Annotated in this window: 19 protein-coding genes; 7 read left to right on the top strand and 12 right to left on the bottom strand. The window is 63.6% G+C overall.

The genetic code is table 11. From position 1 onward, the window contains the following. Positions 1-109: 109 nt before the first annotated feature. A complete protein-coding gene (locus tag PAN31117_RS02060; protein WP_150736710.1) occupies positions 110-757 on the top strand; it encodes a YitT family protein in 648 nt (215 codons plus the stop codon). Between the two features lie 19 nt (positions 758-776). Here PAN31117_RS02060 and PAN31117_RS02055 read toward each other — a convergent pair whose 3' ends face one another. Continuing rightward, positions 777-1,700, bottom strand: coding sequence for a LysR family transcriptional regulator (locus PAN31117_RS02055; protein ID WP_039395699.1), 924 nt, complete (start codon positions 1,698-1,700; stop codon positions 777-779). A 171-nt stretch (positions 1,701-1,871) separates the two neighbouring features. Here PAN31117_RS02055 and PAN31117_RS02050 point away from each other — a divergent pair, with 171 nt between their 5' ends. From PAN31117_RS02050 to PAN31117_RS02040, 3 genes are read left to right on the top strand one after another with little or no spacing between them, the layout of a single operon-like run. Next, positions 1,872-2,897: a DUF1338 domain-containing protein gene (locus PAN31117_RS02050; protein ID WP_150736709.1), complete on the top strand. Its 1,026-nt coding sequence runs from the start codon at positions 1,872-1,874 to the stop codon at positions 2,895-2,897. Positions 2,898-2,934: 37 nt separating this feature from the next. After that, complete coding sequence (gene amaB / locus PAN31117_RS02045; RefSeq protein ID WP_150736708.1) at positions 2,935-4,434, top strand: L-piperidine-6-carboxylate dehydrogenase; 1,500 nt, start codon at positions 2,935-2,937, stop codon at positions 4,432-4,434. A 20-nt stretch (positions 4,435-4,454) separates the two neighbouring features. After that, positions 4,455-5,651 carry an aminotransferase-like domain-containing protein gene (locus PAN31117_RS02040; protein ID WP_150736707.1) on the top strand — a complete coding sequence of 399 codons (1,197 nt, stop codon included), beginning with the start codon at positions 4,455-4,457 and terminating at the stop codon, positions 5,649-5,651. A gap of 90 nt (positions 5,652-5,741) precedes the next feature. Here PAN31117_RS02040 and PAN31117_RS02035 read toward each other — a convergent pair whose 3' ends face one another. Beyond that, the gene (locus PAN31117_RS02035; protein WP_150736706.1) at positions 5,742-7,196 is read right to left on the bottom strand and encodes a 2-hydroxymuconic semialdehyde dehydrogenase; all 1,455 of its coding nucleotides are present in this window, start codon (positions 7,194-7,196) and stop codon (positions 5,742-5,744) included. Between the two features lie 224 nt (positions 7,197-7,420). Between PAN31117_RS02035 and PAN31117_RS02030 the strand changes: the two genes are divergently transcribed. Beyond that, positions 7,421-8,158, top strand: a complete 738-nt coding sequence (locus PAN31117_RS02030; RefSeq protein WP_150736705.1) for a GntR family transcriptional regulator — start codon at positions 7,421-7,423, stop codon at positions 8,156-8,158. 18 nt (positions 8,159-8,176) lie between these two features. On the opposite strand, the gene PAN31117_RS02025 is transcribed toward PAN31117_RS02030, so the two are convergent. From PAN31117_RS02025 to PAN31117_RS02015, 3 genes are all read right to left on the bottom strand, one after another. Beyond that, positions 8,177-9,355: a M20 aminoacylase family protein gene (locus PAN31117_RS02025; RefSeq protein WP_150736704.1), complete on the bottom strand. Its 1,179-nt coding sequence runs from the start codon at positions 9,353-9,355 to the stop codon at positions 8,177-8,179. A gap of 36 nt (positions 9,356-9,391) precedes the next feature. Then, complete coding sequence (locus tag PAN31117_RS02020; protein ID WP_150736919.1) at positions 9,392-10,624, bottom strand: diaminopropionate ammonia-lyase; 1,233 nt, start codon at positions 10,622-10,624, stop codon at positions 9,392-9,394. A gap of 64 nt (positions 10,625-10,688) precedes the next feature. Then, on the bottom strand, positions 10,689-11,957 hold the full coding sequence (locus PAN31117_RS02015) for a Zn-dependent hydrolase (protein ID WP_150736703.1): 1,269 nt from the start codon (positions 11,955-11,957) through the stop codon (positions 10,689-10,691). A 159-nt stretch (positions 11,958-12,116) separates the two neighbouring features. Between PAN31117_RS02015 and PAN31117_RS02010 the strand changes: the two genes are divergently transcribed. Beyond that, a complete protein-coding gene (locus tag PAN31117_RS02010) occupies positions 12,117-12,590 on the top strand; it encodes an Lrp/AsnC family transcriptional regulator (RefSeq protein WP_150736702.1) in 474 nt (157 codons plus the stop codon). A gap of 35 nt (positions 12,591-12,625) precedes the next feature. On the opposite strand, the gene PAN31117_RS02005 is transcribed toward PAN31117_RS02010, so the two are convergent. From PAN31117_RS02005 to PAN31117_RS01995, 3 genes are all read right to left on the bottom strand, one after another. Next, positions 12,626-13,765 carry a porin gene (locus PAN31117_RS02005; RefSeq protein WP_150736701.1) on the bottom strand — a complete coding sequence of 380 codons (1,140 nt, stop codon included), beginning with the start codon at positions 13,763-13,765 and terminating at the stop codon, positions 12,626-12,628. 86 nt (positions 13,766-13,851) lie between these two features. After that, a complete protein-coding gene (locus PAN31117_RS02000) occupies positions 13,852-14,553 on the bottom strand; it encodes an HD domain-containing protein (protein WP_150736700.1) in 702 nt (233 codons plus the stop codon). Positions 14,554-14,558: 5 nt separating this feature from the next. Next, the gene (locus PAN31117_RS01995; RefSeq protein WP_150736699.1) at positions 14,559-16,091 is read right to left on the bottom strand and encodes an alkaline phosphatase D family protein; all 1,533 of its coding nucleotides are present in this window, start codon (positions 16,089-16,091) and stop codon (positions 14,559-14,561) included. Between the two features lie 123 nt (positions 16,092-16,214). Between PAN31117_RS01995 and PAN31117_RS01990 the strand changes: the two genes are divergently transcribed. Beyond that, complete coding sequence (locus tag PAN31117_RS01990) at positions 16,215-17,234, top strand: LacI family DNA-binding transcriptional regulator (RefSeq protein ID WP_174990764.1); 1,020 nt, start codon at positions 16,215-16,217, stop codon at positions 17,232-17,234. 69 nt (positions 17,235-17,303) lie between these two features. Here the strand turns inward: PAN31117_RS01990 and PAN31117_RS01985 are convergent, their stop codons facing one another. The 4 genes from PAN31117_RS01985 to PAN31117_RS01970 all read right to left on the bottom strand — a co-directional run bounded on the left by PAN31117_RS01985 (position 17,304) and on the right by PAN31117_RS01970 (position 21,260). Beyond that, positions 17,304-18,047 (bottom strand): amino acid ABC transporter ATP-binding protein, encoded by a 744-nt coding sequence (locus tag PAN31117_RS01985; protein WP_150736697.1) that lies wholly within the window; start codon positions 18,045-18,047, stop codon positions 17,304-17,306. A gap of 13 nt (positions 18,048-18,060) precedes the next feature. Beyond that, positions 18,061-19,200, bottom strand: a complete 1,140-nt coding sequence (locus tag PAN31117_RS01980; protein ID WP_150736696.1) for an amino acid ABC transporter permease — start codon at positions 19,198-19,200, stop codon at positions 18,061-18,063. Positions 19,201-19,226: 26 nt separating this feature from the next. Further along, on the bottom strand, positions 19,227-20,120 hold the full coding sequence (locus PAN31117_RS01975; RefSeq protein WP_150736695.1) for an ABC transporter substrate-binding protein: 894 nt from the start codon (positions 20,118-20,120) through the stop codon (positions 19,227-19,229). A 72-nt stretch (positions 20,121-20,192) separates the two neighbouring features. Next, positions 20,193-21,260: a TauD/TfdA family dioxygenase gene (locus tag PAN31117_RS01970; RefSeq protein WP_150736694.1), complete on the bottom strand. Its 1,068-nt coding sequence runs from the start codon at positions 21,258-21,260 to the stop codon at positions 20,193-20,195. Between the last annotated feature and the right edge of the window lie 432 nt (positions 21,261-21,692).

Here is a 21,692-nt window from a genome sequence, read left to right as displayed (position 1 = left end):
GCTGTGAAGCTGCGCGTCGCCCGAGACAGCGACGCGGGAAATCTTCGGCGGCGCGTTTCGGCATGAGGAGAGCCGGGCGCGCCGTCTTGTCGTTCCTGACTTACTGATCATGAAACACGATACGGGCGCTGTATCCGGCGCTATTGCGGCAACCGACACAATCGGTGTACCGCACTCCGTCGTCGAAGACATCTATGCGATGGTCATCGGCATGGCATTTGTGGTGGTCGGTCTGGTGCTGCTCAAGGCTGCCGGGTTGGTCACCGGCGGCGTGGCTGGCATCGCACTGCTCGCCTCTTACATCTTTCCGCTACCGGTGGGCACCATCTTCACGCTGGTGAACATCCCTTTCTTCCTGTTCGCGTACTTCACGATGGGCGCGCGCTTTGCGCTCAAATCAACGGTCGCGAGCTTCGGGATTACCTTCGCCCTCGCGGCCATGCCGCAAACGTTCGACATCGCCTTCGTAAATCCGCTGTTCGCCGCGTTCGTCGGCGGCACGCTGTGCGGCATGGGCATTCTGGCGTTAGCGCGTCACGGGGCGGGCGTCGGTGGCACCGGCATCGTCACGCTGTGGCTGCAACGCCAGCGCGGCATCAATGCCGGTATCACCCAGGTGTGCATCGACACGACGATTCTGATCGCGTCGCTCGCCACGATTCCGGCAGGACGCGTCGCCTGGTCCGCCATCTCGGCCATCGCCATGAGCGCGATGGTCGTCGCGTGGCATAAGCCAGGGCGTTACACGGGACGCTGATCGATCCCGTCGCCCACCATCAGGCGGGGCGATAGTCCGGACGGTACGTCGGCCGATACGCCTTCGCCTGATCGAGCAGCCACTCGCGGAAGACGCTGAGTGGCTGCCCGTGTGTCAGTTCCGTCGGATAGACGAGGTAGTAAGCCGACTCGGCCACGCTCTTCACGTCGAACGGAATCGTGAGACCGAGCGTCGCCAACTGTCCCTCGACGAAGAACTTCGGCACCAGCGCAATTCCCAACCCCGCTGCCGCGCCCGCAATGAGCATGGTGTGAAGCTCGTAGCGCACGCCCTGCAACGCCCGATGGTCCTCAACGCGCTGCTCCGCAAACCACTGCGACCAGGCACTCGGACGCGTTGTCGAGTGCAACAACGGATACGTCAGCAAATCCGCCGCCGTGCGCACCGGTCCCTTCAGGATCGACGGACGGCATACCGGCACGACTTCTTCCCCGAACAAATAATCCGACGACGTGCCCGGCCACGTCGGCTGACCGAAGTGAATCGCCGCCTCGAAGTGCGTCTCGTCGAACGTAAATAGGTCGGTGTGCACGCCCATGTTCACGCGAACGTCCGGATGCCGGTCGTCGAAGTCTTTCATTCTTGGAATCAACCACTCTGACGCGAACGTTGGCAGCACCGCCAGTTCCAGCGAGCCGCCGCCGCTGCCGTGCGCCATGATGGACAGGGTGTCGCGATCCAGTTGTTCGAGCGTACGTCGCACCTGGGTGCCATAAAGCCGCCCAGCGCGGGTGAGCACCACGCGCTGCTTCGCGCGTACGAACAACCGCACGCCCAATTGCGTCTCCAGCGTGGCGATCTGGCGCGACACCGCGCTCTCGGTCAGAAACAGCTCGCGGGCCGCATGGGTGAAGCTTTCGTGCCGGGCCGCCGCCTCGAACGCCAGTAGCGCCGCCGTGCCGGGAGTCTTGAATTTGCGCATGTTGATTCCAAAAACGCATCAAGTGGCAATTTTATCTCGCTTTACGCGCGACGCATCCGTTCCAATAATGCAGTCACTGCAAGAAGGCATGACGGTGCGCCGCATGCCATGCCCTGACACCCTCACCTTGTGATGCCGCACGAGACGGCATCCCCCCTGCGAGACAACCTGATGCGCAACGCCAACGTGCAGTCCTTGCTGGTTTCCCTGATCGGGGAGGCGCGTACCGACGCGCTTTTTGCCACGCTCAATTCGCCGTCGATCCTGGCCGACTTCGAACCGGGGCGCGTCACGCGCGCCGAACTGGCGCAAGCCATGAACATGGCGCTGTTCGAAGGGTTGCTCGCGCGCTCGCAAAACGGCCGCACCTACACCGAGGAAGCGATTGCCGCCGGGGGTGGCGTCTACTTCGATCACGGCGCGCTGCGCACCGTGCGCTGGGACCAGAACGGCGCCCTGCCCCCGGGCGAAGCGGCGTTCACGCGCATCCTGCGTCCGCTCGGTTTCAAGCTGAACGGCCGCTATCCGCTGGACCGCCTCGGCATGACGGGCCGCGCCTATGCGCATGAAGACGCCCCCGAAGAGATTTCGCAATTCTTCGTGAGCGAGCTGCATCCAGAGCGTTTCTCGGAGACGTTCCAGCAAGCCGTGTCGCGCGTCGTCGGCACTTCGAAGGACCCGCTCACACCGGCGGCCGTCGGACAGCTGTGGGAACTGGAGCGCGACGGCACGCTGCCGCTGGCGTCCGCGCAGGCGCTGCTGCCGGTGATCGTGGGCGCGTTTGCGCGTCAGCACGATGTGCCGAGCGAGGCGGACTACGAACTGTTGCTGGCAGAATCGGCCGAAATGGCGTGGATCTCCACTGAAGGCAATGCGTTCAACCACGCCACCGACCGCGTGGACGACGTCTTCGCGCTGTCGGACGCCGAGAAGGCCAAGGGCCGCCCGATGAAGCCCGAAGTCGAGCGCTCGCGCTCGGGTCGCGTGTTCCAGACGGCCTATCGCGCCGACACCGTACGTCGCGAGTTCCGTGGCAAGAACGGCGAGACGGTCACCCGCGACGTGCCGGGTTCGTTCTACGAATTCATCACGCGTCACCGCGAGTACGACACCGCCAATCGCTGCTGGAAAATCGATCTTCGCTTCGATGCCGGTAACGCGCAGGGCATTTTCAAGATGACGGCCAACGCCAAGTAATCAACGAATCAACGCTGAATTCCATAAGGGTATTAACGTGAACGCGACCTCCATCCTCAACGAACTGGGTATTGCCAAACTGGCCGAAGCGGGCGACATCGCCGTGCACTCGCCGATCAACGGCGAACTGATCGGCCGTGTGGCCAGCGCGTCGGTCGTCGACGCACAAGCCGCCCTCGCACGCGCACACAAGGCGTTCACTGCATGGCGCAATGTGCCCGCCCCGCGTCGCGGCGAGCTGGTGCGTCTGCTCGGCGAAAAGCTGCGCGAGCGCAAGCAGGCACTGGGCGCGCTCGTCACGCTCGAAGCAGGCAAGATCCTGCAAGAAGGTCTGGGTGAAGTGCAGGAAATGATCGACATTTGCGACTTCGCCGTCGGCCTGTCGCGTCAACTGTACGGCCTGACGATCGCCTCGGAGCGCCCCGGCCACCGCATGGCCGAGACGTGGCATCCGATGGGCGTCTGCACCGTCATCTCCGCCTTCAACTTCCCGGTCGCCGTGTGGTCGTGGAACGCTGCGCTGGCGCTGGTGTGTGGCAATGCCGTCGTGTGGAAGCCGTCGGAAAAGACGCCGCTGACCGCGCTGGCCGTCAACAAGCTGATGGAAGAAGTGATCGCCGAATTCGGCGACGCGCCGGAAGGCCTGACCGCGCTGATCATCGGCGGTCGCGACGTGGGTGAGGCGCTCGTCGCCGATCCGCGCTCGGCCATCGTGAGCGCCACGGGCAGCACCGAAATGGGTCGCAAGGTCGGTGTGGAAGTCGCTCGCCGCTTCGGTCGTTCGATTCTCGAGCTCGGCGGCAATAACGCCGGTATCGTGACCGAAAGCGCCAACCCGGAACTGGCCCTGCGCGGCATTCTGTTCTCGGCTGTGGGCACCGCCGGTCAGCGTTGCACCACACTGCGTCGCCTGTTCGTGCATGAGAGTGTGTACGACAAGACCGTCGATCGTCTGAAGACGCTGTACGGCAAGGTCGCTATCGGCAACCCGCTGGAGCGCGGCACGCTGATGGGCCCGCTGATCGACGAAGGCGCGTTCAAGCGCATGCAAGGCGCGCTCGATCAGGCACGTGCACAAGGCGGCAAGGTCACGGGCGGTGAGCGTCACGCGGTGGCGGGCAACGAAGGCGGCTTCTACGTGAAACCGGCCATCGTCGAAATGCCGTCGCAAACGGAAGTCGTGCTGACGGAAACGTTCGCGCCGATTCTCTACGTGCTCAAGTACAGCGACTTCAACGAAGCCATCGACGCCAACAACGCGTCGTCGCACGGCCTGTCGTCGTGCGTGTTCACGAACGACCTGCGCGAGGCCGAGCGCTTTACGTCGTCGGCCGGTAGCGACTGCGGCATCGCCAACGTCAACATCGGACCGAGCGGCGCAGAAATCGGCGGCGCGTTCGGCGGCGAGAAGGAAACCGGCGGTGGCCGCGAGTCGGGTTCGGATGCATGGAAGGGCTACATGCGCCGCGCAACGAACACGGTGAACTACTCGTCCGCCCTGCCGCTCGCGCAAGGCATTGACTTCTCGATCGAGTGAAGTCGCGATAGCCGACAGACATGTACGACTTTACGACTCCTTTCGCGAATCCGGCTGGCTCGCCGATTCGCGAGTTGTTCAAATACCTGTCCGAGCCGGGCATGATCTCGTTCGCCGGCGGTTATCCGGCGAGCGATCTGTTCGATGTCGACGGTCTGGCCGCCGCGCAGGCGCGTGCGTTCGCTCAGCCGACGCGCTGCCTGCAATACGGCCCGACCGACGGCCTCGCTGAACTCAAGGCGCAGATCATCGCGCTCATGGCGCAACGCGGCGCACCGTGTGCGTCCGAGGAATTGCTGGTGACGACCGGCTCGCAGCAAGGGCTCGACCTGATGCTGCGCGTGATGGTCGGACCGGGCGATGTCGTCGTGACGGAACAGCCCGCCTATCCGGCAACGTTGCAGGCGCTGCGTCTGCAACAGGCGAAGATCGTCACAGTGCCGGTCGATGCAGACGGTCTCGACGTCGCACAGTTGAGCGCGCTGTTGCGCGACGGCAAGATCGCCGTGCCGAAGCTGCTCTACACGGTGCCGACGTTTGCCAATCCGACCGGGGCCACGCTCTCGCGCGAACGCCGTATTGCGTTGCTGAAGCTGGCAGTGGAATACCGCTTCGTGATCGTCGAAGACGATCCGTACGGCGATCTGCGCTTTTCCGGTGAGGCCGTGCCGACGATGCTCGGTCTGACGGCCGAGGTGCCGGGATCGCGCGACTGGGTGGTGCATTTCTCCAGCCTGTCGAAGATCGTCGCGCCCGGCTTGCGGGTGGGCTGGACGGTCGCGCCACCGGAAATTGCGCGACGTTGCGTCGTCGCCAAGCAGACGGTCGATCTGTGCAGCGTGCCGTGGACGCAGGCCGTCGCCGCCGAGTATCTCGCGGAAGGGTCGCTCACGCGGCATCTGCCGAAGATCACCGAGGCCTACCGTCTCAAGTGCGAAGCGATGTGCAACGCATTGCGCGACAAGCTCGGCGACGCGATTCAGTTCCACGCACCGCAGGGCGGCATGTTCGTGTGGGCGCGTCTGGCGGCAGTGAAGACGAGTGCGCTGTTGCCAAATGCGATTGCCGAGAAGGTGCTGTTCGTTCCGGGCACGGCATTCTTTGCCGACAACGCGGACGAAGCGTCGTTGCGTCTGTCGTTCGCGGCCCCGGCCGTGACGGCGATTGAAGAAGGTGTGGCACGTCTCGCACGTGCAATGGACGCGACGGACAGGTAAGTCGCGTCATCATGACAAGGGCCTCGCGGGCCGTCTCGAAAGCGACGGTTGGCGAGGCCCTTGGCGTTTATGGTGCGCCAGCGTCAGCGCTTACAGCTTCACGCAGACGTTACGCAGCTCCGTGTAGAACTCCAGCGAGTGCACGCCGCCTTCGCGTCCGATGCCCGACTGCTTCGCGCCGCCGAACGCCGTTCGCAGGTCACGCAGGAACCAAGCGTTGATCCAGCACACGCCCACTTCCAGCGCCGCCCCCATGCGGTGTGCGCGGCTGACGTCCGACGTCCACACCGTGGCGGCCAGCCCGTAAGGCGTGGCATTCGCCATCGCAATCACTTCCTCTTCCGTATCGAACGGCGCGATGTGGCAGCACGGCCCGAAGATCTCTTCTCGGATGACCGACGCCGTCTCCGGCAGGCCCGTCCAGATCGTCGGCTGCACCCACGCACCGTCCTTCATCGACGCAGGCATGTCGGGAACGCCGCCACCGGTCACGACCGTCGCGCCTTCTTCACGCGCCTTCGCGTAATACGACAACACCTTCTCGCGATGCACCTGCGACACGAGCGGGCCAAAGGTTGTGCCTTCCGCGTACGGATCGCCGATCTTCAGCGATTCGGCACGCCCCTTGAGCGCCGCCACGAAGCGCTCGAAGATCGGACGCTGCACGTACACGCGCTCCGTGCCGAGACACACCTGACCGCTGTTATCGAACGCCGAGCGCGTGATGCCCGCGACGGCTTTGTCGAAATCGGCGTCCGCAAACACGATGCCCGGGTTCTTCCCGCCCAGCTCGAACGACACCGGACGCACGCCATTCGCGGCGGCTTTCATGATCGCTTCGCCGGTGCGCGTCTCGCCCGTGAAGGTGATGCCGTTCACGCCCGGATGCTCCGTCAGGAACGCACCCGCCGAGTCCGGCCCGAAGCCGTGCACCACGTTGTAGACCCCCGGCGGCACACCGACTTCGTTCATGACCTCACCGAGCAGCGTAGCGGTCGCGGGCGTTTCTTCCGACGGCTTCACGACCACGGTGTTACCGAACGCCAGCGCAGGGCCGACCTTCCACGTCATGAGCAGCAACGGCAGATTCCACGGGCAGACGACGGCGATCACACCGCGCGGCGTGCGCACGCCGTAGTTGAGCGCGTTGCCGCCGTCGGGCGTCGTCATCGCGAACGACTCGGTCGGCACGTTCTTGATCATGTCGGCGAACACCTTGAAGTTTGCCGCACCGCGCGGGATGTCCAGATGGCTGGCCAGTCCGTGCGGCTTGCCGGTGTCCGCAATCTCGGCGGCCAGGAAGTCGTCGAAGCGCCGGTTGATGCCGTCGGCCACCGCATGCAACAACTCCACGCGCTGCGCGACGGTCATCTTGCCCCACGGGCCGTGAAGCGCGGCGCGGGCGGCACGCACGGCGGCATCGACCTCGCTGCGCCCGGCTTCGTGGACGAGGCCTATCACGCTGTTGTCCACCGGATTACGGTTCTCGAAGGTGCGCGGGCTGGACACCCACTCACCGTTGATGAAGTTCTGGAAATCCTTCATGTCTCACGCTCTCTGTCTGGTTGGATGCGGATGGGCGTCAGCACCCGATAACGGGCAAAGGGCTGACGTCGGCATGGAGCACACGATAAATCCGTCGCCCGATTCCCGTCAACATTTTCTCGAGAATTTTTATTTATCTCGATTATTCGTCGATTTTGCGACAATCCGAGGGAAGCCGCTTATACTCTCGGCACCCGTCCCCACAGGTCCTGACCGCCTGACACATGCATAGCCCGACCGCCCCTTCCGCCCCGGCCGCAGACGCCACGCTGGCGCAAAGCGCCTACATGCGCTTGCGCAGCGACATCGTCGAGGGGCATCTCGCGCCCGGCGAGAAGCTGCGCGTCGAGCATCTGAAGGATCGGTACGAAGTGGGCGCGGGGACGCTGCGCGAGGCGCTGGCGCTGCTCGTGGCGGACGCACTCGTCGTCCAGCACGGCCATCGCGGCTTTCGCGTGACGCCGATCTCGCTGGCCGATTTCATCGATATCACCGAGACGCGCGTGCAGTTGGAGACCGAGGCGCTACGCCAGTCGGTCGCGTTGGGGGACGATGCGTGGGAAGCCGATCTGACGAGCGCCTTCCACTTGCTCACGCTCGCCGAAGAGCGGCTTGGGAAAGATGGCGAGCAGGATGTCGGGCAGTTTGCCCAATGGGAAGCGCGAAACCGCGCGTTTCATGAGGTGTTGATTCGTGCTTGCCCGTCGCGCTGGCTGCACCACTTTTTGGCGATTCTCTATCGTCAGTCCGAGCGCTATCGACGGCTGTCGATCACGCACCGCCCAGTGCCGCGCGACGTCCATGAAGAACATCAGGCGATTTTCGACGCATGCCTTGCGCGCGACGCCGACCGCGCGGCAACGTTGCTCGCCGCGCACATTCGCAAGACGCTCGAAGCCGTTCGCGAACTGCCCGACGCCGTGATCAACGCCGGGACGGTGCCACTCGCAGCCGTCCGCTAAACCGACAAGCCCGGACGCTCAGCGCGGCAAGCTGTCGCGCACGATCTGCGCGAAGTAACGCGCGCCGAGCGGCAGGATCGCGTCGTTGAAGTCGTAGCAGGCGTTGTGCAGCGGAATCGCGCCGGGTTCGTCTCCACTGCCGTTGCCGATGAACGCGAAGTTGCCCGGCACATGCTGCAAAAACACGCCGAAGTCCTCCGACGCCATTACCGGCGCGATCTCCGCGTCCACCATCCCCTCACCCGCCACGGTTTGCGCTGCGCGCACGGCCAGCGCCGTGTTGTCCGCCCAGTTCGTCGTCGGCGCAAACTCGTGCGTATATTCGAACTCGCAGTGCGCGCCGTGCATCGCGCACGCGCCCATGCAGATGTCGCGCATGCGCGCTTCGAGCAGTTGCTGCACGTCCGGTGTGTAGCTACGCGTATCGCCCCGGATCTCGACGTTCGTCGGAATCGCGTTACGAATGCCGTCCGTGATGAACTCCGTGCACGACACCACTGCCGACAGTCCCGGGTCGACGCTGCGCGACACCACCGTTTGCAATGCCACGACAATCTGTGCGCCGATCACTAGCGGATCGATACCCATGTGCGGCCGCGCCGCGTGCGTGCCCTTGCCACGAACCCGGATGACGAAGTTGTCCTCGCTGGCCATGATGCCGCCCACGCGCGTGGCAATGCGTCCCGTCGGAATACCCGGCATGTTGTGAATGCCGTAAATCGCATCGATAGGAAAGCGCTCAAGCAGCCCGTCGGCAATCATCGCCTTTGCACCGCGACCGTGTTCCTCGGCCGGTTGGAAGATGAAGCGCACCGTGCCGTTGAAGTCGCGGGACTCGGCAAGCAGCTTCGCCGCTCCCAGCACCATCGACATATGCCCATCGTGTCCGCATGCGTGCATCTTGCCGGGGACTTGCGACGCGTAGTCGCGGCCCGGCGCCTTCTCGTCGATCATCAACGCATCCATGTCGGCACGAATGCCAATCGCGCCCTTGCCGTCTCCGACACGCAGATTCGCCACGATGCCCGTGCCGCCGATGTTGCGATGCACGTCGAGTCCGAGGCTCTCCAGAATCGTCGCTACCGTGTGCGAGGTGCCGACTTCCTCGAACCCCGTTTCCGGCTGACGATGGAACGCGTGCCGCCATCCGGTCAGCGCCGTGGCGAAATACGTCTCTTGTGCAGTGTCGTGACTCATATGTGGCTCCGGCAACAGGCTTGATGGATGACGAGGTTAGCGTGCGAGCCACGCCTGCTGGCGCGCCTCGACCGACGTAGCTGGCTCGCCGACCAGTTCGGCGTAGACGGACGGGGCCGTCGCGCCCTCGGTGCTGATGAGCAACACGCGCGAGTCCGACGTGAGGCCGAGCGCCGACGCCATCCCGGGCGTGGCTGCCGCCAGCATCAACCCCGCCAGCCCGGCCACACCGGACTCCCCGGCGACGAACGGCACATCGTTGTCGGTGCCGCGTGCGAGCCGCTGCATGGCCTGCACTGCCTGCGCGTCCGTGACGGTCATGAATGCGTCGACCGACGGTTGGAGGAAACGCCACGCGAGCGGCGACGTCTCGCCGCACGCCAGCCCGGCCATCACCGAATCGACCGATCCGGACGCCGACGCGGCCCTCCCCGCGACGGCGCTCTGATACAGACAGTCCGCCTGCTCGGGCTCGACGACCACGAACGTCGGACGCCACACGCCCCAGCGCTCCCACAGATAGCTCACGATACCCGCTGCCAGCCCGCCCACACCGCCTTGCAGAAAGACATGCGTGACGGGGCTGGCCGAATCCTTTTGCGACGCATCGTCGCGCAGTGCTTCCGAGACTTCCGCCGCCACCGTGCCGTAGCCTTGCATGACGTCGCGCGGGATGGCTTCATATCCGTCGTAAGACGTATCCGAAACGACATACCAGCCGTGACGCGATGCCAGCGCCGCCGCTTCTTCGACCGAATCGTCGTAATTGCCCGCGATGCGCACGATCTCCGCGCTATACGCCGCAATCGCCTGCTCTCGCTCCTCGCTCACATGCGCATGCAGAACGATCACACAGCGGCAGCCGATACTTTGCGCAGCAGCCGCCAGCGCGCGACCGTGGTTACCATCCGTCGCGCTAATCGCCGTGAAACCGGCCAGCGCGTCGCGATGCTCGCCGTTCAGCAACGATTTCGCGGTGAACCCCTTCCCGTCGAACTGACGCAACAACAAGCGCACGAGGGCAATCGGCGCGCCCAGCGCTTTGAAACTGCCGAGTGCGGAGCGTAGCGCTTCGTCCTTGACCAGCACGCTGCGCACACCGAGCGACGCCGCCAGATCCGGCAGCGAACGCAACGGCGTAGCGCCGGGCGCCAGTCCGTCCCAGTGCGCAAGCCACTCGCGGCTCTGCTGTGCGCGAGCGATGCTCATGATGTCCTGAAGTTCGGCCGGGTACGGCACGCGTGCAGCCCGCGGGTTGACGTAAAGCATGGGGGGCATGGGGGGCTCCGGTATTGCGGGATGTGACTGGATGTTCGTGAAAGCAGCCGCTGATTTACTGCGACACGCCCAAACGTTGTGCGACGACGTCGAGCAACACCTCGGCACCGCGCACGAGTTGGTCGTCATCGGTATGTTCACGCGGGTTGTGGCTGATGCCACCCCGGCTCGGCACGAAGATCATCGCGGCCGGGGCGATGCGCGCGATCATCTGCGCGTCGTGTCCTGCGCCCGACGTCATGCGCCTGTACGACAGACCGCGACGCTTAACACAGGCTTCGATGACATCGGCCAGCTCGGCGTTGAAGACTACCGGCGTGAAGCGCGCCAAACGCTGCGTCGAAATGCGCACGCCTTCGGCCTGTGCAATCTTCGTCAGGAATTCGGCCAGACGCGCTTCGCTCTCGGCAAGACGCTGTTCGCTCGGATCGCGCATGTCGACGGTGAACACCGCACGGCGCGCAATCACGTTGATGACGCCCGGCTCGAACTTCATCGTGCCGACGGTCGCGAGCGTCGTGCCGGATTCGACGGCAATCCGGCGCAGCTCGGTCACCGTCGCCGAAGCGACGTAGCCCGCATCGTGACGCAGACGCGTCGGGGTCGTGCCCGCATGGTTGGCGTTGCCCTGCACGGTGATCTGCTGCCACGAGATGCCCTGCAAGCTCTCGACGACGCCGATCTCCAACCCCTCGGCTTCGAGAATCGGACCCTGCTCGATGTGCAGTTCGAGGTATTCGTGAGGGACGAGCGTGCCCGGTTCCATATCACCGGCGTAGCCGATGCGCACGAGTTCGTCGCCCAGACGCGCGCCATCCGTGCCGATAGCGTCGAGCGCTTCGTCCACCGACAGCCCGCCCGCGTGCACAAGTGACCCCATCATGTCGGGGTGAAAGCGCGCGCCCTCCTCGTTGGTGAACGCCGCCACCGTGATCGGACGCGACGGCGCGATGCCAGCGTCGCGAAACGCGCGCACGACAGCCAGACCGCCGAGCACGCCATAGCACCCGTCGAGTGCACCGGCGTTGACGACGGTATCGATGTGCGAGCCCATCATCAGCGGGCGGGGCATTTCATCCGACGCATCCTTCGTCTCCGAGGGCAGCGTACCGAAGATGTTGCCGATACGGTCGATCTGCACGTCGAGCTCGAGCGCGCGCATCCACGCGACGACCTGATCGCGGCCAGCCTTCTCGTCGTCGGTCAGCGCAACGCGCGTGCGACCACCTGCGACGGGATCGGTACCGATCTCGCCGAGTTCACGGAGTTGTTGGAGCAGCAAGGAGCCGTTCAGGCGAAGCGCGGGGATTTTCGTGTCGGACATGAGGCGGTCGGTTGTTCTTGTAGAGGACGAAAGCACGCTGCGGCAAAGACTTCGGAAGGTCGCCGCTAGCGGAGTATCATCGGGCAGCCTGAATAATATTCCGGAGCGCGCGTACGATTTGCGCGTTTTAGGCGTCTCCATCGAATTTTTATTGCGCAAATGAGCCTCGACAGTTACGACATCGCCCTCCTTGCGGCGATTCAGCAGGATGCGACAACGCCTCAGCATGCGCTGGGGGCGCAGGTCAATCTGTCGTCTGCAGCAGTGAACCGGCGTCTGAAGAAGCTCGCGGAGGAAGGCGTGACGCGCAAGACCGTCTCGCTGGTCGACCCGGAGCAGGTCGGCTATCCGCTCACGATCATCACGGAAGTCGAAGTCGAGAACGAGCGTCTCGATCTGCTCGATGCCATGAAGCGCAGTTTTCTCGCGTGTCCGCAGGTGCAGCAATGCTATTACGTCGCGGGGGAATGCGACTTCGTGGTGATCATGGTCGTGCAGAACATGGCGCAGTACACCGCGCTCACGCGGGCGCTCTTCTTCGAGAGCAACAACGTCAAACGCTTCAAGACGCTCGTCTCGATGAGCAACGTAAAGGTCGGGCTGGAGGTGCCTCTGGACGCCGTCGCAGGCTGAATCCGGCGACGGCACAGAAATGATGGCGTGACGGCTCAGAACTTATGCCGTACGCCTGCGGTGACGTACATCTGCGAATTCACACCCGCGTCGACGTAGACGGTGGCAATTGCCGCCTGTGCCGGGCCGATGCCGTTGTAGCCCGTGGCGTGCGCGTACGTCACCACACAGAAGAGGTCCGTACGCTTGCTGAGGCTGTAATCCACCGCAGCACTGACCTGGTGGTAGTGCGCCGACGAATCCCCCGATGCGTTCAGGTAGTCGTAGCCCGTCTGTGCGGCAAGCGCGGGCGAAATCTGCCACACGGCGTAGACGCCATAGCTGTCGTAGCGCTGCGTCGCCCTGAAAGTCGAGGCGGCGTCCGCGTTGTAATACGACTGGCTGTAGTAGCCGCCGAGCGTGACGTTGCCGAGCGTGTAACGTCCCCCTGCGCGGTAGATGTCGATGGACTTCGCACTGGCGTACGCCCGGTTCACGGCGCTCACGAAGAAGAAGTCGGTCGTACTCGACGGACGCGTCGTCGCACGGGCGTTGCCGTTATCGATGTGCAGATACCCCGCCGCCACCCGCGCCGGACCGAACGTATAGGAGCCTGCGGCACTGTAAGTCTGACCCGAAGCCTGCGCGCCCGCCACGCCGCCGAGCGCGTACATGCCTTCGATCTGCACGCCGCGCCACACCGGGCTCGTCCACTTCACGGAATTGCTCACACGCGCAGTGTTCTGCGAGTTGTCGACGTCGCCCGGCGCGGTCCAATAGCCCGCCACGAAGAAGTTGCCCTGCGTCGGCAGCACCTGATCGATCAGTGGGTCGTACTGCCGTCCGATCAGCACCGAGCCCCACTCACGACTCGTCAGCCCCACATAGGCCTGACGCCCGAACTCTCGGGAGCCTTGCAGTAACTTGCCGTTGGTCGAATCGAAACCGTTTTCCAGCTTGAAGACGGATTGCAGCCCGCCGCCGAGATCCTCGGTGCCGGTAATACCCCAGCGCGTGCCGAGGCCGTTGCCGGTGACCATCGATATCTGGCTTTGCTTGCCGCCTGCGTGATTCACATATTGCAGGCTGGTATCGATGATGCCGTACAGCGTCACCGAACTCTGCGCCAGCACCGCGGACGGCATCGCACAGACGGCACCCAGCAGCAGACCTGCCGCGACGGGCACCTTCATCATGTTATTTCGCATAACTAATTAACTTGTCAACAGTTGACGAATTCTCATTCGCCAGCGTTATGGGATCAGGAAGGGTTCAGAAAGGATCAGGACGTTGGGCGTGTCGTTGAAATCTCGTCGCGCAGCAGCTCGACATAGGCGCGCATGGTGGCGATGCGGTGTTCTCCAATACGCCGCGCGGTGGCGGTCGTCAACCCGTCGGCGAGGTGCAACAGCTTGGTCTCGAAGTGATCGAGTGCAAAGCGCCGGTCGTCCAGTTCGCGATGCATGGCGAAAGGATCGAGCGGATCGTAAAGCCGTGAGCCATTGCGACCTGCGACGTAGAACGTGCGGGCGATGCCGATGGCGCCGATGGCGTCGAGCCGGTCGGCGTCGCGCAGCACGCGAGCCTCGTTCGTCAGGGGTTCGATCCCCGCCGAGAAGCTATGCGCTTCGATGACGTGCGCGGTGGCGTCGATGCGTACGGCATCCCAACCCAACGTTCGCAGCACCTCACTGGCCTTCTCCGCCGCCAACCGCGACGCCTGTGCGCGGCGCGGGTCCGTCTTCTCCACTTGCACGCAATCGTGCAGCAGCACCGAGACCGCCAGCATCTCGAGATCGAGCGTCGGGTCGTCGGTGGCGATTTCGGTCACCAGTTTCCATACCCGAATCAAATGCGACCAGTCGTGCGAGCCGTCGTCGCTGTCCTGCTGATCGGCGGAAATGCCCATGATGCGAAGCACCGCGGCAATCACGTCGCCGTAGGGGAAGAAGGCTTGCAGCAACGGATAAGTCGTAGCGTTCATGACGTTCAGATTTCCTGTGCGCCGGTCTTGCCGTTCTCGACGACGAAGCGTTTGCTCGTCCGGACGGTGCCACCGGGCTTGTCGGTAAAGTCGATCGTGCGCAAATCGGTGAGTAGCGAGTCGCGCGTGACCGTGCATCGCATGTAGCCGCGCTGTTGACTCTCGTAGTAGTTGACGTGCGGGTTCAGCGGCAGTCCCTGCGCCATCGGCTTGTCGAGCGGCTCGGGCCACAGCGCGCTGATCGACGTGCCCACCAGCTCTGTCATCGGCGCGGTACGCGGGTCGTCGCCCACATTGCGCACCACGGACGAAATCATGTACGAGTGAATGTCGCCCGAGAGCGAGACCGGGTTGGGCACACGCGCCGCTGTGATCTGATCGAGGATGCGATTGCGCTCGGCGGGATAGCCGTCCCACGATTGCAGGTAGCGGTAAAGGGCGTCATTGTGCCGCATGTCGAACGGCGTCATCTTGACCGTCGAGGCGATCACGTTCCATTGCGCGGGCGTGTTCTGCAAACGATCCGCGAGCCACAGTTCCTGTCCTGCACCAAGCATCGAACGCTCGGTCGCATCGTTGGCCTTGCATGCCTGCTCGTAGACGCCGAACGCGAACTTGCTATCCGACACCGAAGCGCACGGCGTCTCCGAATCGCGGAACTGACGTGTGTCGGGAATCGTGAGACGCATCAAATTGCCGATATCGTAGCCCCGCTGAATTTGCATGGCGGGCGACGCAGGCAGCGGCGCGTAGCGCACCGGCTGAAACTCGTACCACGCCTGATACGCGGCCGCGCGGCGCTTGAGTTGTGCGACGTCGGTGGTGTTGTCTTCGAGGCCGTCGTGGTTGTCGAGCGTGAGAATGAACGGGAAGGTTTCATGCGCACGTCGCAATGCTGCGTCAGTCTTGTAAAGCGCGTGACGGCGGCGATAGTCGTTGAGCGTCATCGGCAGTGCGCGGCGCTCGTGGGCGCGCACTCCGCCGCCACGGCTCACGTCGTAGATGTAATCGCCGACGTGCATCACAAACGACGGATCGTCAGCGGCCATGCCGTCATATGCATCGAAATACCCTTGCTCCCAGTTTTGACACGACACGACATTGAACCGGAAGCGCGAGATATCGGCGCGCCTGGACGGCAACGTGCGAGTGCGCCCGACCGGGCTCAGCTCGTTGCCGCAGCGAAAGGCGTACCAGTACTCGCGATCCGGTGCGAGCCCAGCGACATCGACGTGCACGGAATGCCCGTACATCGGCTGTGCGAGGGCGACGCCGCGCCGCACGACCTTCGTCATCCGGCGGTCGGTCGCGACCATCCACTCGACGTTCACCGGCGTGCTGGCCACAGGGCTCGTGTCGACGGTATCGCGTGCGAGACGCGTCCAGAGTACGACCGCGTTCGCGGTCGGATCGCCGCTGGCGACCGAGAACGGAAAGCGGGTGCCGTGCGACACGCTGCCCGCGCTCGACTGCCGGATGATCACCGCCGGAGCACCCACCAGAAGACCGGAACCGGCGAGAAAGGTACGACGCTTCATTACTGTTTCCCATTACACTGCGAATGCGCCGAAGTATGCATTTCGAATCATGTCATACGTATGACTGACGGATTTTAACCACTAAACTCGAATTTCCAAAAATTCAACGCGTGAATGAACGCAATGAGCGATAAGAAGAAAAGTCCTGCGGCTGCGCGTCCGACGAGCCGCGATGTCGCCCGTCTGGCCGGGGTTTCCCAATCCACGGTATCGCTGGTGTTCGGTGGCAAGGCCGAGGGACGCGTCACGCCCGAGCGGCGCGAACAGATCCTTCAGGCGGCCCAAACGCTGGGCTACCGGCCGAACTCCTCGGCGCGCGGCCTGAAGCTCGGCACGCAGAAGCTGCTCGCGCTGGGCGTGCCGAACGTCTCGAACCCCTACTTCGCGTCGGTACTGAAGTCCGTCATCGGGAGCGCTGCGGCCAACGGTTACGCCACCGTGCTTATTAACACCGGCGAATACGGAAACGACCCGGAGCGTCTGCTCCTCAGCCTCGATGCGCACGCCTTCGACGGCATGATCTTCTGGGAGGCGTCGTGGACAGCGCGGGCGCTGGAAATCATGCCGACGTCCGTGGTCGTGGTCGACGGCGATTCGTCTGCCGATGCCGACGTCTTCATCGCATCGGACGTGATCGTGCGGGAGATGGTCGATCACCTCGCTTCGCTTGGGCATACGCGCATCGCACGGGTCGGCTTCGATCTGGAAGCCAATACGTTTCGCGTGCGCTCACGGGCGTATCGGGAAGGCTTGCAGGCGCATGGACTAACGTACGACGCCCGCCGGGAGATCGAAGTGCCGTTCGGCGAAACCTCGTCGTCACGCGTCGAAGCGTTGCTCTCGCAGGCCGACCGTCCGACGGCGTTCGTGTGCGACGACGACCTGCTAGCACCGCTTGTCTATCGGGCCGCCACGCGTTGCGGGCTGAAGATCGGGGAATCGGTGTCGGTCGTGGGCGTCGGCGATATCGAACTCGCGTCGCTGCTGGAGCCGCCGCTGACCACCATTGCCATTCCCACGCAATCGCTCGGCGAGTCAGCCGTCGACACTTTTCTGCGCAAACGCGCCGGACAACCGACGACTGTCAGCACAGTGCAAACACGGCTGATATTGCGGGATTCGACGGGGCCCTGCATCGCCTGATCGACGCGCGCAGAAAATGACGCGATAAAGAAAAACCCCCTCGAACCGAGAGGCGCGAGGGGGTGTCTGTTACAGACGCTTGGCTTGCCGGATGCTTCGCAGGAAAGCCCGCGTGCGCTCCTGCTGCGGGTCGCCGAAGATCTGCTCCGGCGGTCCCTCCTCGCATACGGCACCGTCGCACAGGAAGCAGACCTTCGACGCCACTTCGCGTGCGAAGCCCATCTCGTGCGTGGCGAGCAGCATCGTCATGCCCTCGTGCGCGAGATCGCGCACGATGTTGAGCACTTCGGACACCAGCTCGGGATCGAGCGCCGACGTGATTTCGTCGAGCAACAACACCATCGGGTCCATCGCCAGCGCACGCACGATGGCCACGCGTTGTTGCTGACCGCCCGACATCCGGTCCGGATACTCGTTCGCCTTATGCGCCAGACTGAAGCGCTCCAACAACGCCATCGCGCGTGCCTCCGCTTCGCGCCTGGGCTGCTTGAGCACACGAATCGGCGCGAGCGTGACGTTCTCCAGCACGGTCATATGCGGGAACAGGTTGTAGCCCTGGAACACGATGCCGATGTCCCGGCGTAGCGAATTGACGTCCACGCCCGGGCCGGTAATGCGGTCGCCGTGCACGAGGATCTCGCCCGCGTCGATGGACTCCAGCCCGTTGATACAGCGCAGCAACGTCGACTTGCCGGAGCCGGACGGACCGATCAGGCACACCACCTGATGCTCCTCCACCGTCATCGCCAGACCGTTGATGACCGACACGTCGCCGTACGACTTGGCAATGTCGCGAATCTCGATGAATGACATGGTCGTTCGCTCCTCAGGCACCGCCGGCACGCATGCGGGCGCGGTCGCGTTTGGCCATCCGTTCCACGAAGCGCACCTGCGGAACCGAGATGATGATGAACAGGATGGCGACGGTCGTCGCCGCCGACAGGTTGTAATGGTTCGACGCGATCACCATCGACTGATTGAACGCATCGATCACGCCGACGACGTTCACGAGCGCCGTGTCCTTCTGCAATGCGATGAAAGCGTTGAGCAACGGCGGGATGATCTGGCGGATGCCCTGCGGCAGCACCACGAAGCGCAGCGTCTGGGTGTATGACAGGCCGAGCGAGCGCGCCGCCGCCACCTGTGACCAGTGCACGCCTTGAATACCGGCGCGATAGATCTCCGCCACGTACGCGCCGACGGTCAGCGTCAACGCGATCACAACGTAGGTAGTGAGCGACAGGTCCTTCAGGATCGGCACGCCGGTGAGCGGCAGACCGAAGCCGACCAGATAGATCACCAGCACGGCAGGCATCGCGCGGAAGATGTCGACGTAAGCCGTAGCGATGAACCGCAGCGGCTTACCAGCATTCCCCGGTGCGAACATCGCGAGTGCGACGACCAGGCCCCAGATCAGCACGAAGACTTCCGCAATCAGGAATATCTTCACGTTCACCCAGAAGGCTTCGAGCACGAGCGGGAACGTCTTGACGATGAGCGGAACGAGGAAGAATGTCTTCGCCACTGCCAGATCGTTCGCCAGCACGAACTGCAACGCGAGCACGACGATCAGTTGCGCGAGCGTGTAGCCCAGCGTGATCCAGCTTTGCACCCCGGCTTCGGCCTTCGCCACGCGCGCCGCGACAATGTCACGGCGCAATGTGGCGCTTCGGAAGTCCCGGTAACGCGCAAACGCGCGCACCAGCGGAATGAGCACGAGCAACGAGGCCAGCCCGAGCAGAACCGTACCGACGGGCACCCACCAGCCACCCAGTTGGTTGGCCATCAGTCCTTCACGCAGGGCGCCGATCGTGTAGACGCTGCTGGCGACGGCAATCGCCGCCCCCAGCAATGCGCACAAGCACAGCACCGTCGGTGCGGACGGCGTACCGCCCACGTTCAGACGGCGCTCCCGGCCCATGCCACCGAGGGTAGACCCCGGGGCCTTTTGAGTGGATTCGCTCATATGGATTGACTCGGGTCTCGTCGACCTTACGGCGTCAGGACCGGCACCTTGGCGGGATCGGCACCGAGGCTCGGCACGAGGTATTGCGTGGCCAGACGGTCGAACGTGCCGTCCTTCTTCATCTCGGCGATCAGCTTGTTGAAGGCGGCCAGATTCGGCGAATCCTTGTTGACGAGGCCGCCCCATTGTTCGCTCGTGTCATAGCGGCCGACGACTTCGAAACGGCCTTCGGACTTCTTCGCGATGGACAGCACGTTCGGCGTGTCGTAGAGCACGGCGTCGACCTGACCGGCGGCCAGTGCGGCGTACATGGCAGCGGCGTCGGTGTAGACCTTCGGGTGTTCGGCGACCTTCACCTTGTCCGTCAGATACGGCAGGATCGTGGTGCCCTGCTTCACGCCCAGACGCATCTTCTTGATGCTGTCCTTGTCGACCTTGGTGCCCGTCTTCACGAGAATGCCCTGATCCGAGCTGAAGTACGGATCGGTGAAGTTGACGACCTTCTTGCGCTCGTCGGTAATCGTGATTTCGCTCAGCGCGATATCAAAGCCCTTGGCCTGCCCCGTCACCACTTGCGCGAACGAGCGGTTGACGACGATCACGCGATCCAGACCGGCGCGATAAGCCATGTTGGCGGCCATGCAGTATTCGAAGCCGTCCTTGATGGTGTCAGGGGAATCGCCGTTCCACCAGCCCGGTGCGGGCAGCACAGGACGCACCGACAATGCGCCCGGCGTGACCGTTTCGAGTTTGACCGAGCCGCGCGTGCCGGTGACCTGGCAATTGCCGAAGTCTGGCGCTGCGGAGGCGGCCGTCGACAAAACGGAGAGGCCGCCCAGCACGAGCGGAATGAGCAGCGAGCGCAGATGAGTCGATTTGCGGGTTGCGCGGTTCTTGTCCTGCTGTTCGATCGGTTTCATGAGGGAGTCTCTCCTTGCGTCTTTAGTATGTGATTCGGGGCGCGAGCGCGGGGGCTTCAGTGGTCCAGGGTGTCAAGCAGGCAATGCTGCAGCCGGTTGAGCGATGCCACCATGCGGTTTGCCCGAGGCAACGTCGCCCCAGAGGACGGCGTGATCGTCGGGCAAGGCACGGGAGTTGGGCATCGACAGCCACAGGCGCATGAGCATGCGGTCCTGACCGGTCTGCACATCGTCCACGAAGGCCGTACGCCCGTGGTACACGATGTGGTTGTTCAGCAACTGAATGTCGCCCGGTGCGAACCGCATCTGAAAGCACTCTTCTTCGGCCAGCGCCATGAGCATCTGGATGGCTTCGTGCTCGGCGTAGCTGAGCTTGCGTACGCCCGGCAGCATCTGGGCGTTCTCAATATAGGTGAGCGAGAAGTGGCTCGTCAGCTTACCGTCTCGCACGCCGAAAATCGGCAGGTCGTAAGCGATGTGTTCGCCGCCGGCCTCTTCGCCGAAACGGCTGCGCGGAATCGGTTTGCACAGCAGCGCGTGCAGATCCGGACGACGCTTGAGCATCTCGTTGTAGACGGTAGCACTGCTCGCCAGCTTGCTCACACCGCCTTCCGATGCCTGACGCACGCACAGCAAACCGACCACGTCGCAGCGGTCCGTGTGGAAGCGCAGCTGCCCCGGCGAGAGCGTACGTGCGCCGGAGGAGAGGAATTGCTTGCCTGAGCTGTCGACGGTCGCGCCGTAGAGCTTCGCGCCGACGCCCATGCCTTCGTCCTTGATCTCGCGCATGACTTCGCCACGGCAGTTCTGGAACATCGGCGTGCCGAGGTGTGCACCGAGCGCGTACCAGATGCGACGCAGTTGTTCGGCGTCATAGCGGCTGACGTCCAGACCGCGAATCTTGACCATGCCGGAGCCGTTTTCGAGTTCTTCACGCACGTCGTCGAAGAACGCGCCCGCATCGGGCAGCGGGAAGTTCTGACGATTGATGTCACGCCAATCGACGTTGCGCGTTTGCGCCAGCGCGGCATCGATCTGATCGAGCACGTGTGCCGGGAACGTCTTGACCCAACGGTCGTTGTTCACCATTTCGGCACCGCGCCAGACGGCAGCGCCCTGAAGACTCTTCGACTCGGACATGAAACCTCCTGATAGATGTGTTTAGTAGTTCGCTCTGTGTTGTATATACATGCAAAGACATTGCACCAAGCTTTTCGATTCCGGCAATCAGGGGTTGCGTCGGATCAGGGAAAGTCCTGGCGCTGGAAAACAACACAACGGCCAGGTGTCCTGGGTGCGCTCTACATCGCGGTGCGAGCGCGCGCAGCGCCTCTCTGGCAGGCGACAGACGAGACAAGCTTCGGGTTCATAGCCCCGCGCGGGACTGCCCGAACAGCGGGTACGCAAAACCCCGGTCACATGGACTATACGCGAACAGAATTGCGTCCGTATATCATTTATTATTTTCGTATACGATTTTGAACGTGCGAAGGCGACAGACATGACGCGGCAAGGCCACTGTGGCGCATGACCGGTCGTTCGACACGCCTGCTGAAATCGTCAACAATCCAT

Origin of the sequence: Pandoraea anapnoica, assembly GCF_902459765.1 — a bacterium.
In the GTDB taxonomy this organism is placed as follows: Bacteria; Pseudomonadota; Gammaproteobacteria; order Burkholderiales; family Burkholderiaceae; genus Pandoraea; species Pandoraea anapnoica.
Note: the sequence above shows the minus strand (reverse complement) of the source record. Positions and strands in the feature narration are given on the sequence as shown.

What these genes read in the sequence shown, in the direction of transcription:
- PAN31117_RS02030 (WP_150736705.1), top strand. Translation starts at nt 7,421, where the DNA reads ATGCATAGCCCGACCGCCCCTTCCGCCCCGGCCGCAGACGCCACGCTG.
- PAN31117_RS01980 (WP_150736696.1), bottom strand. Translation starts at nt 19,200, where the DNA reads ATGAGCGAATCCACTCAAAAGGCCCCGGGGTCTACCCTCGGTGGCATG.
- PAN31117_RS02050 (WP_150736709.1), top strand. Translation starts at nt 1,872, where the DNA reads ATGCGCAACGCCAACGTGCAGTCCTTGCTGGTTTCCCTGATCGGGGAG.
- PAN31117_RS01975 (WP_150736695.1), bottom strand. Translation starts at nt 20,120, where the DNA reads ATGAAACCGATCGAACAGCAGGACAAGAACCGCGCAACCCGCAAATCG.
- PAN31117_RS01970 (WP_150736694.1), bottom strand. Translation starts at nt 21,260, where the DNA reads ATGTCCGAGTCGAAGAGTCTTCAGGGCGCTGCCGTCTGGCGCGGTGCC.
- PAN31117_RS01985 (WP_150736697.1), bottom strand. Translation starts at nt 18,047, where the DNA reads ATGTCATTCATCGAGATTCGCGACATTGCCAAGTCGTACGGCGACGTG.
- PAN31117_RS02010 (WP_150736702.1), top strand. Translation starts at nt 12,117, where the DNA reads ATGAGCCTCGACAGTTACGACATCGCCCTCCTTGCGGCGATTCAGCAG.
- PAN31117_RS01995 (WP_150736699.1), bottom strand. Translation starts at nt 16,091, where the DNA reads ATGAAGCGTCGTACCTTTCTCGCCGGTTCCGGTCTTCTGGTGGGTGCT.
- PAN31117_RS02005 (WP_150736701.1), bottom strand. Translation starts at nt 13,765, where the DNA reads ATGATGAAGGTGCCCGTCGCGGCAGGTCTGCTGCTGGGTGCCGTCTGT.
- PAN31117_RS02000 (WP_150736700.1), bottom strand. Translation starts at nt 14,553, where the DNA reads ATGAACGCTACGACTTATCCGTTGCTGCAAGCCTTCTTCCCCTACGGC.
- PAN31117_RS02020 (WP_150736919.1), bottom strand. Translation starts at nt 10,624, where the DNA reads ATGCTTTACGTCAACCCGCGGGCTGCACGCGTGCCGTACCCGGCCGAA.
- PAN31117_RS02025 (WP_150736704.1), bottom strand. Translation starts at nt 9,355, where the DNA reads ATGAGTCACGACACTGCACAAGAGACGTATTTCGCCACGGCGCTGACC.
- PAN31117_RS02040 (WP_150736707.1), top strand. Translation starts at nt 4,455, where the DNA reads ATGTACGACTTTACGACTCCTTTCGCGAATCCGGCTGGCTCGCCGATT.
- PAN31117_RS01990 (WP_174990764.1), top strand. Translation starts at nt 16,215, where the DNA reads ATGAGCGATAAGAAGAAAAGTCCTGCGGCTGCGCGTCCGACGAGCCGC.
- PAN31117_RS02060 (WP_150736710.1), top strand. Translation starts at nt 110, where the DNA reads ATGAAACACGATACGGGCGCTGTATCCGGCGCTATTGCGGCAACCGAC.
- PAN31117_RS02055 (WP_039395699.1), bottom strand. Translation starts at nt 1,700, where the DNA reads ATGCGCAAATTCAAGACTCCCGGCACGGCGGCGCTACTGGCGTTCGAG.
- PAN31117_RS02035 (WP_150736706.1), bottom strand. Translation starts at nt 7,196, where the DNA reads ATGAAGGATTTCCAGAACTTCATCAACGGTGAGTGGGTGTCCAGCCCG.
- PAN31117_RS02015 (WP_150736703.1), bottom strand. Translation starts at nt 11,957, where the DNA reads ATGTCCGACACGAAAATCCCCGCGCTTCGCCTGAACGGCTCCTTGCTG.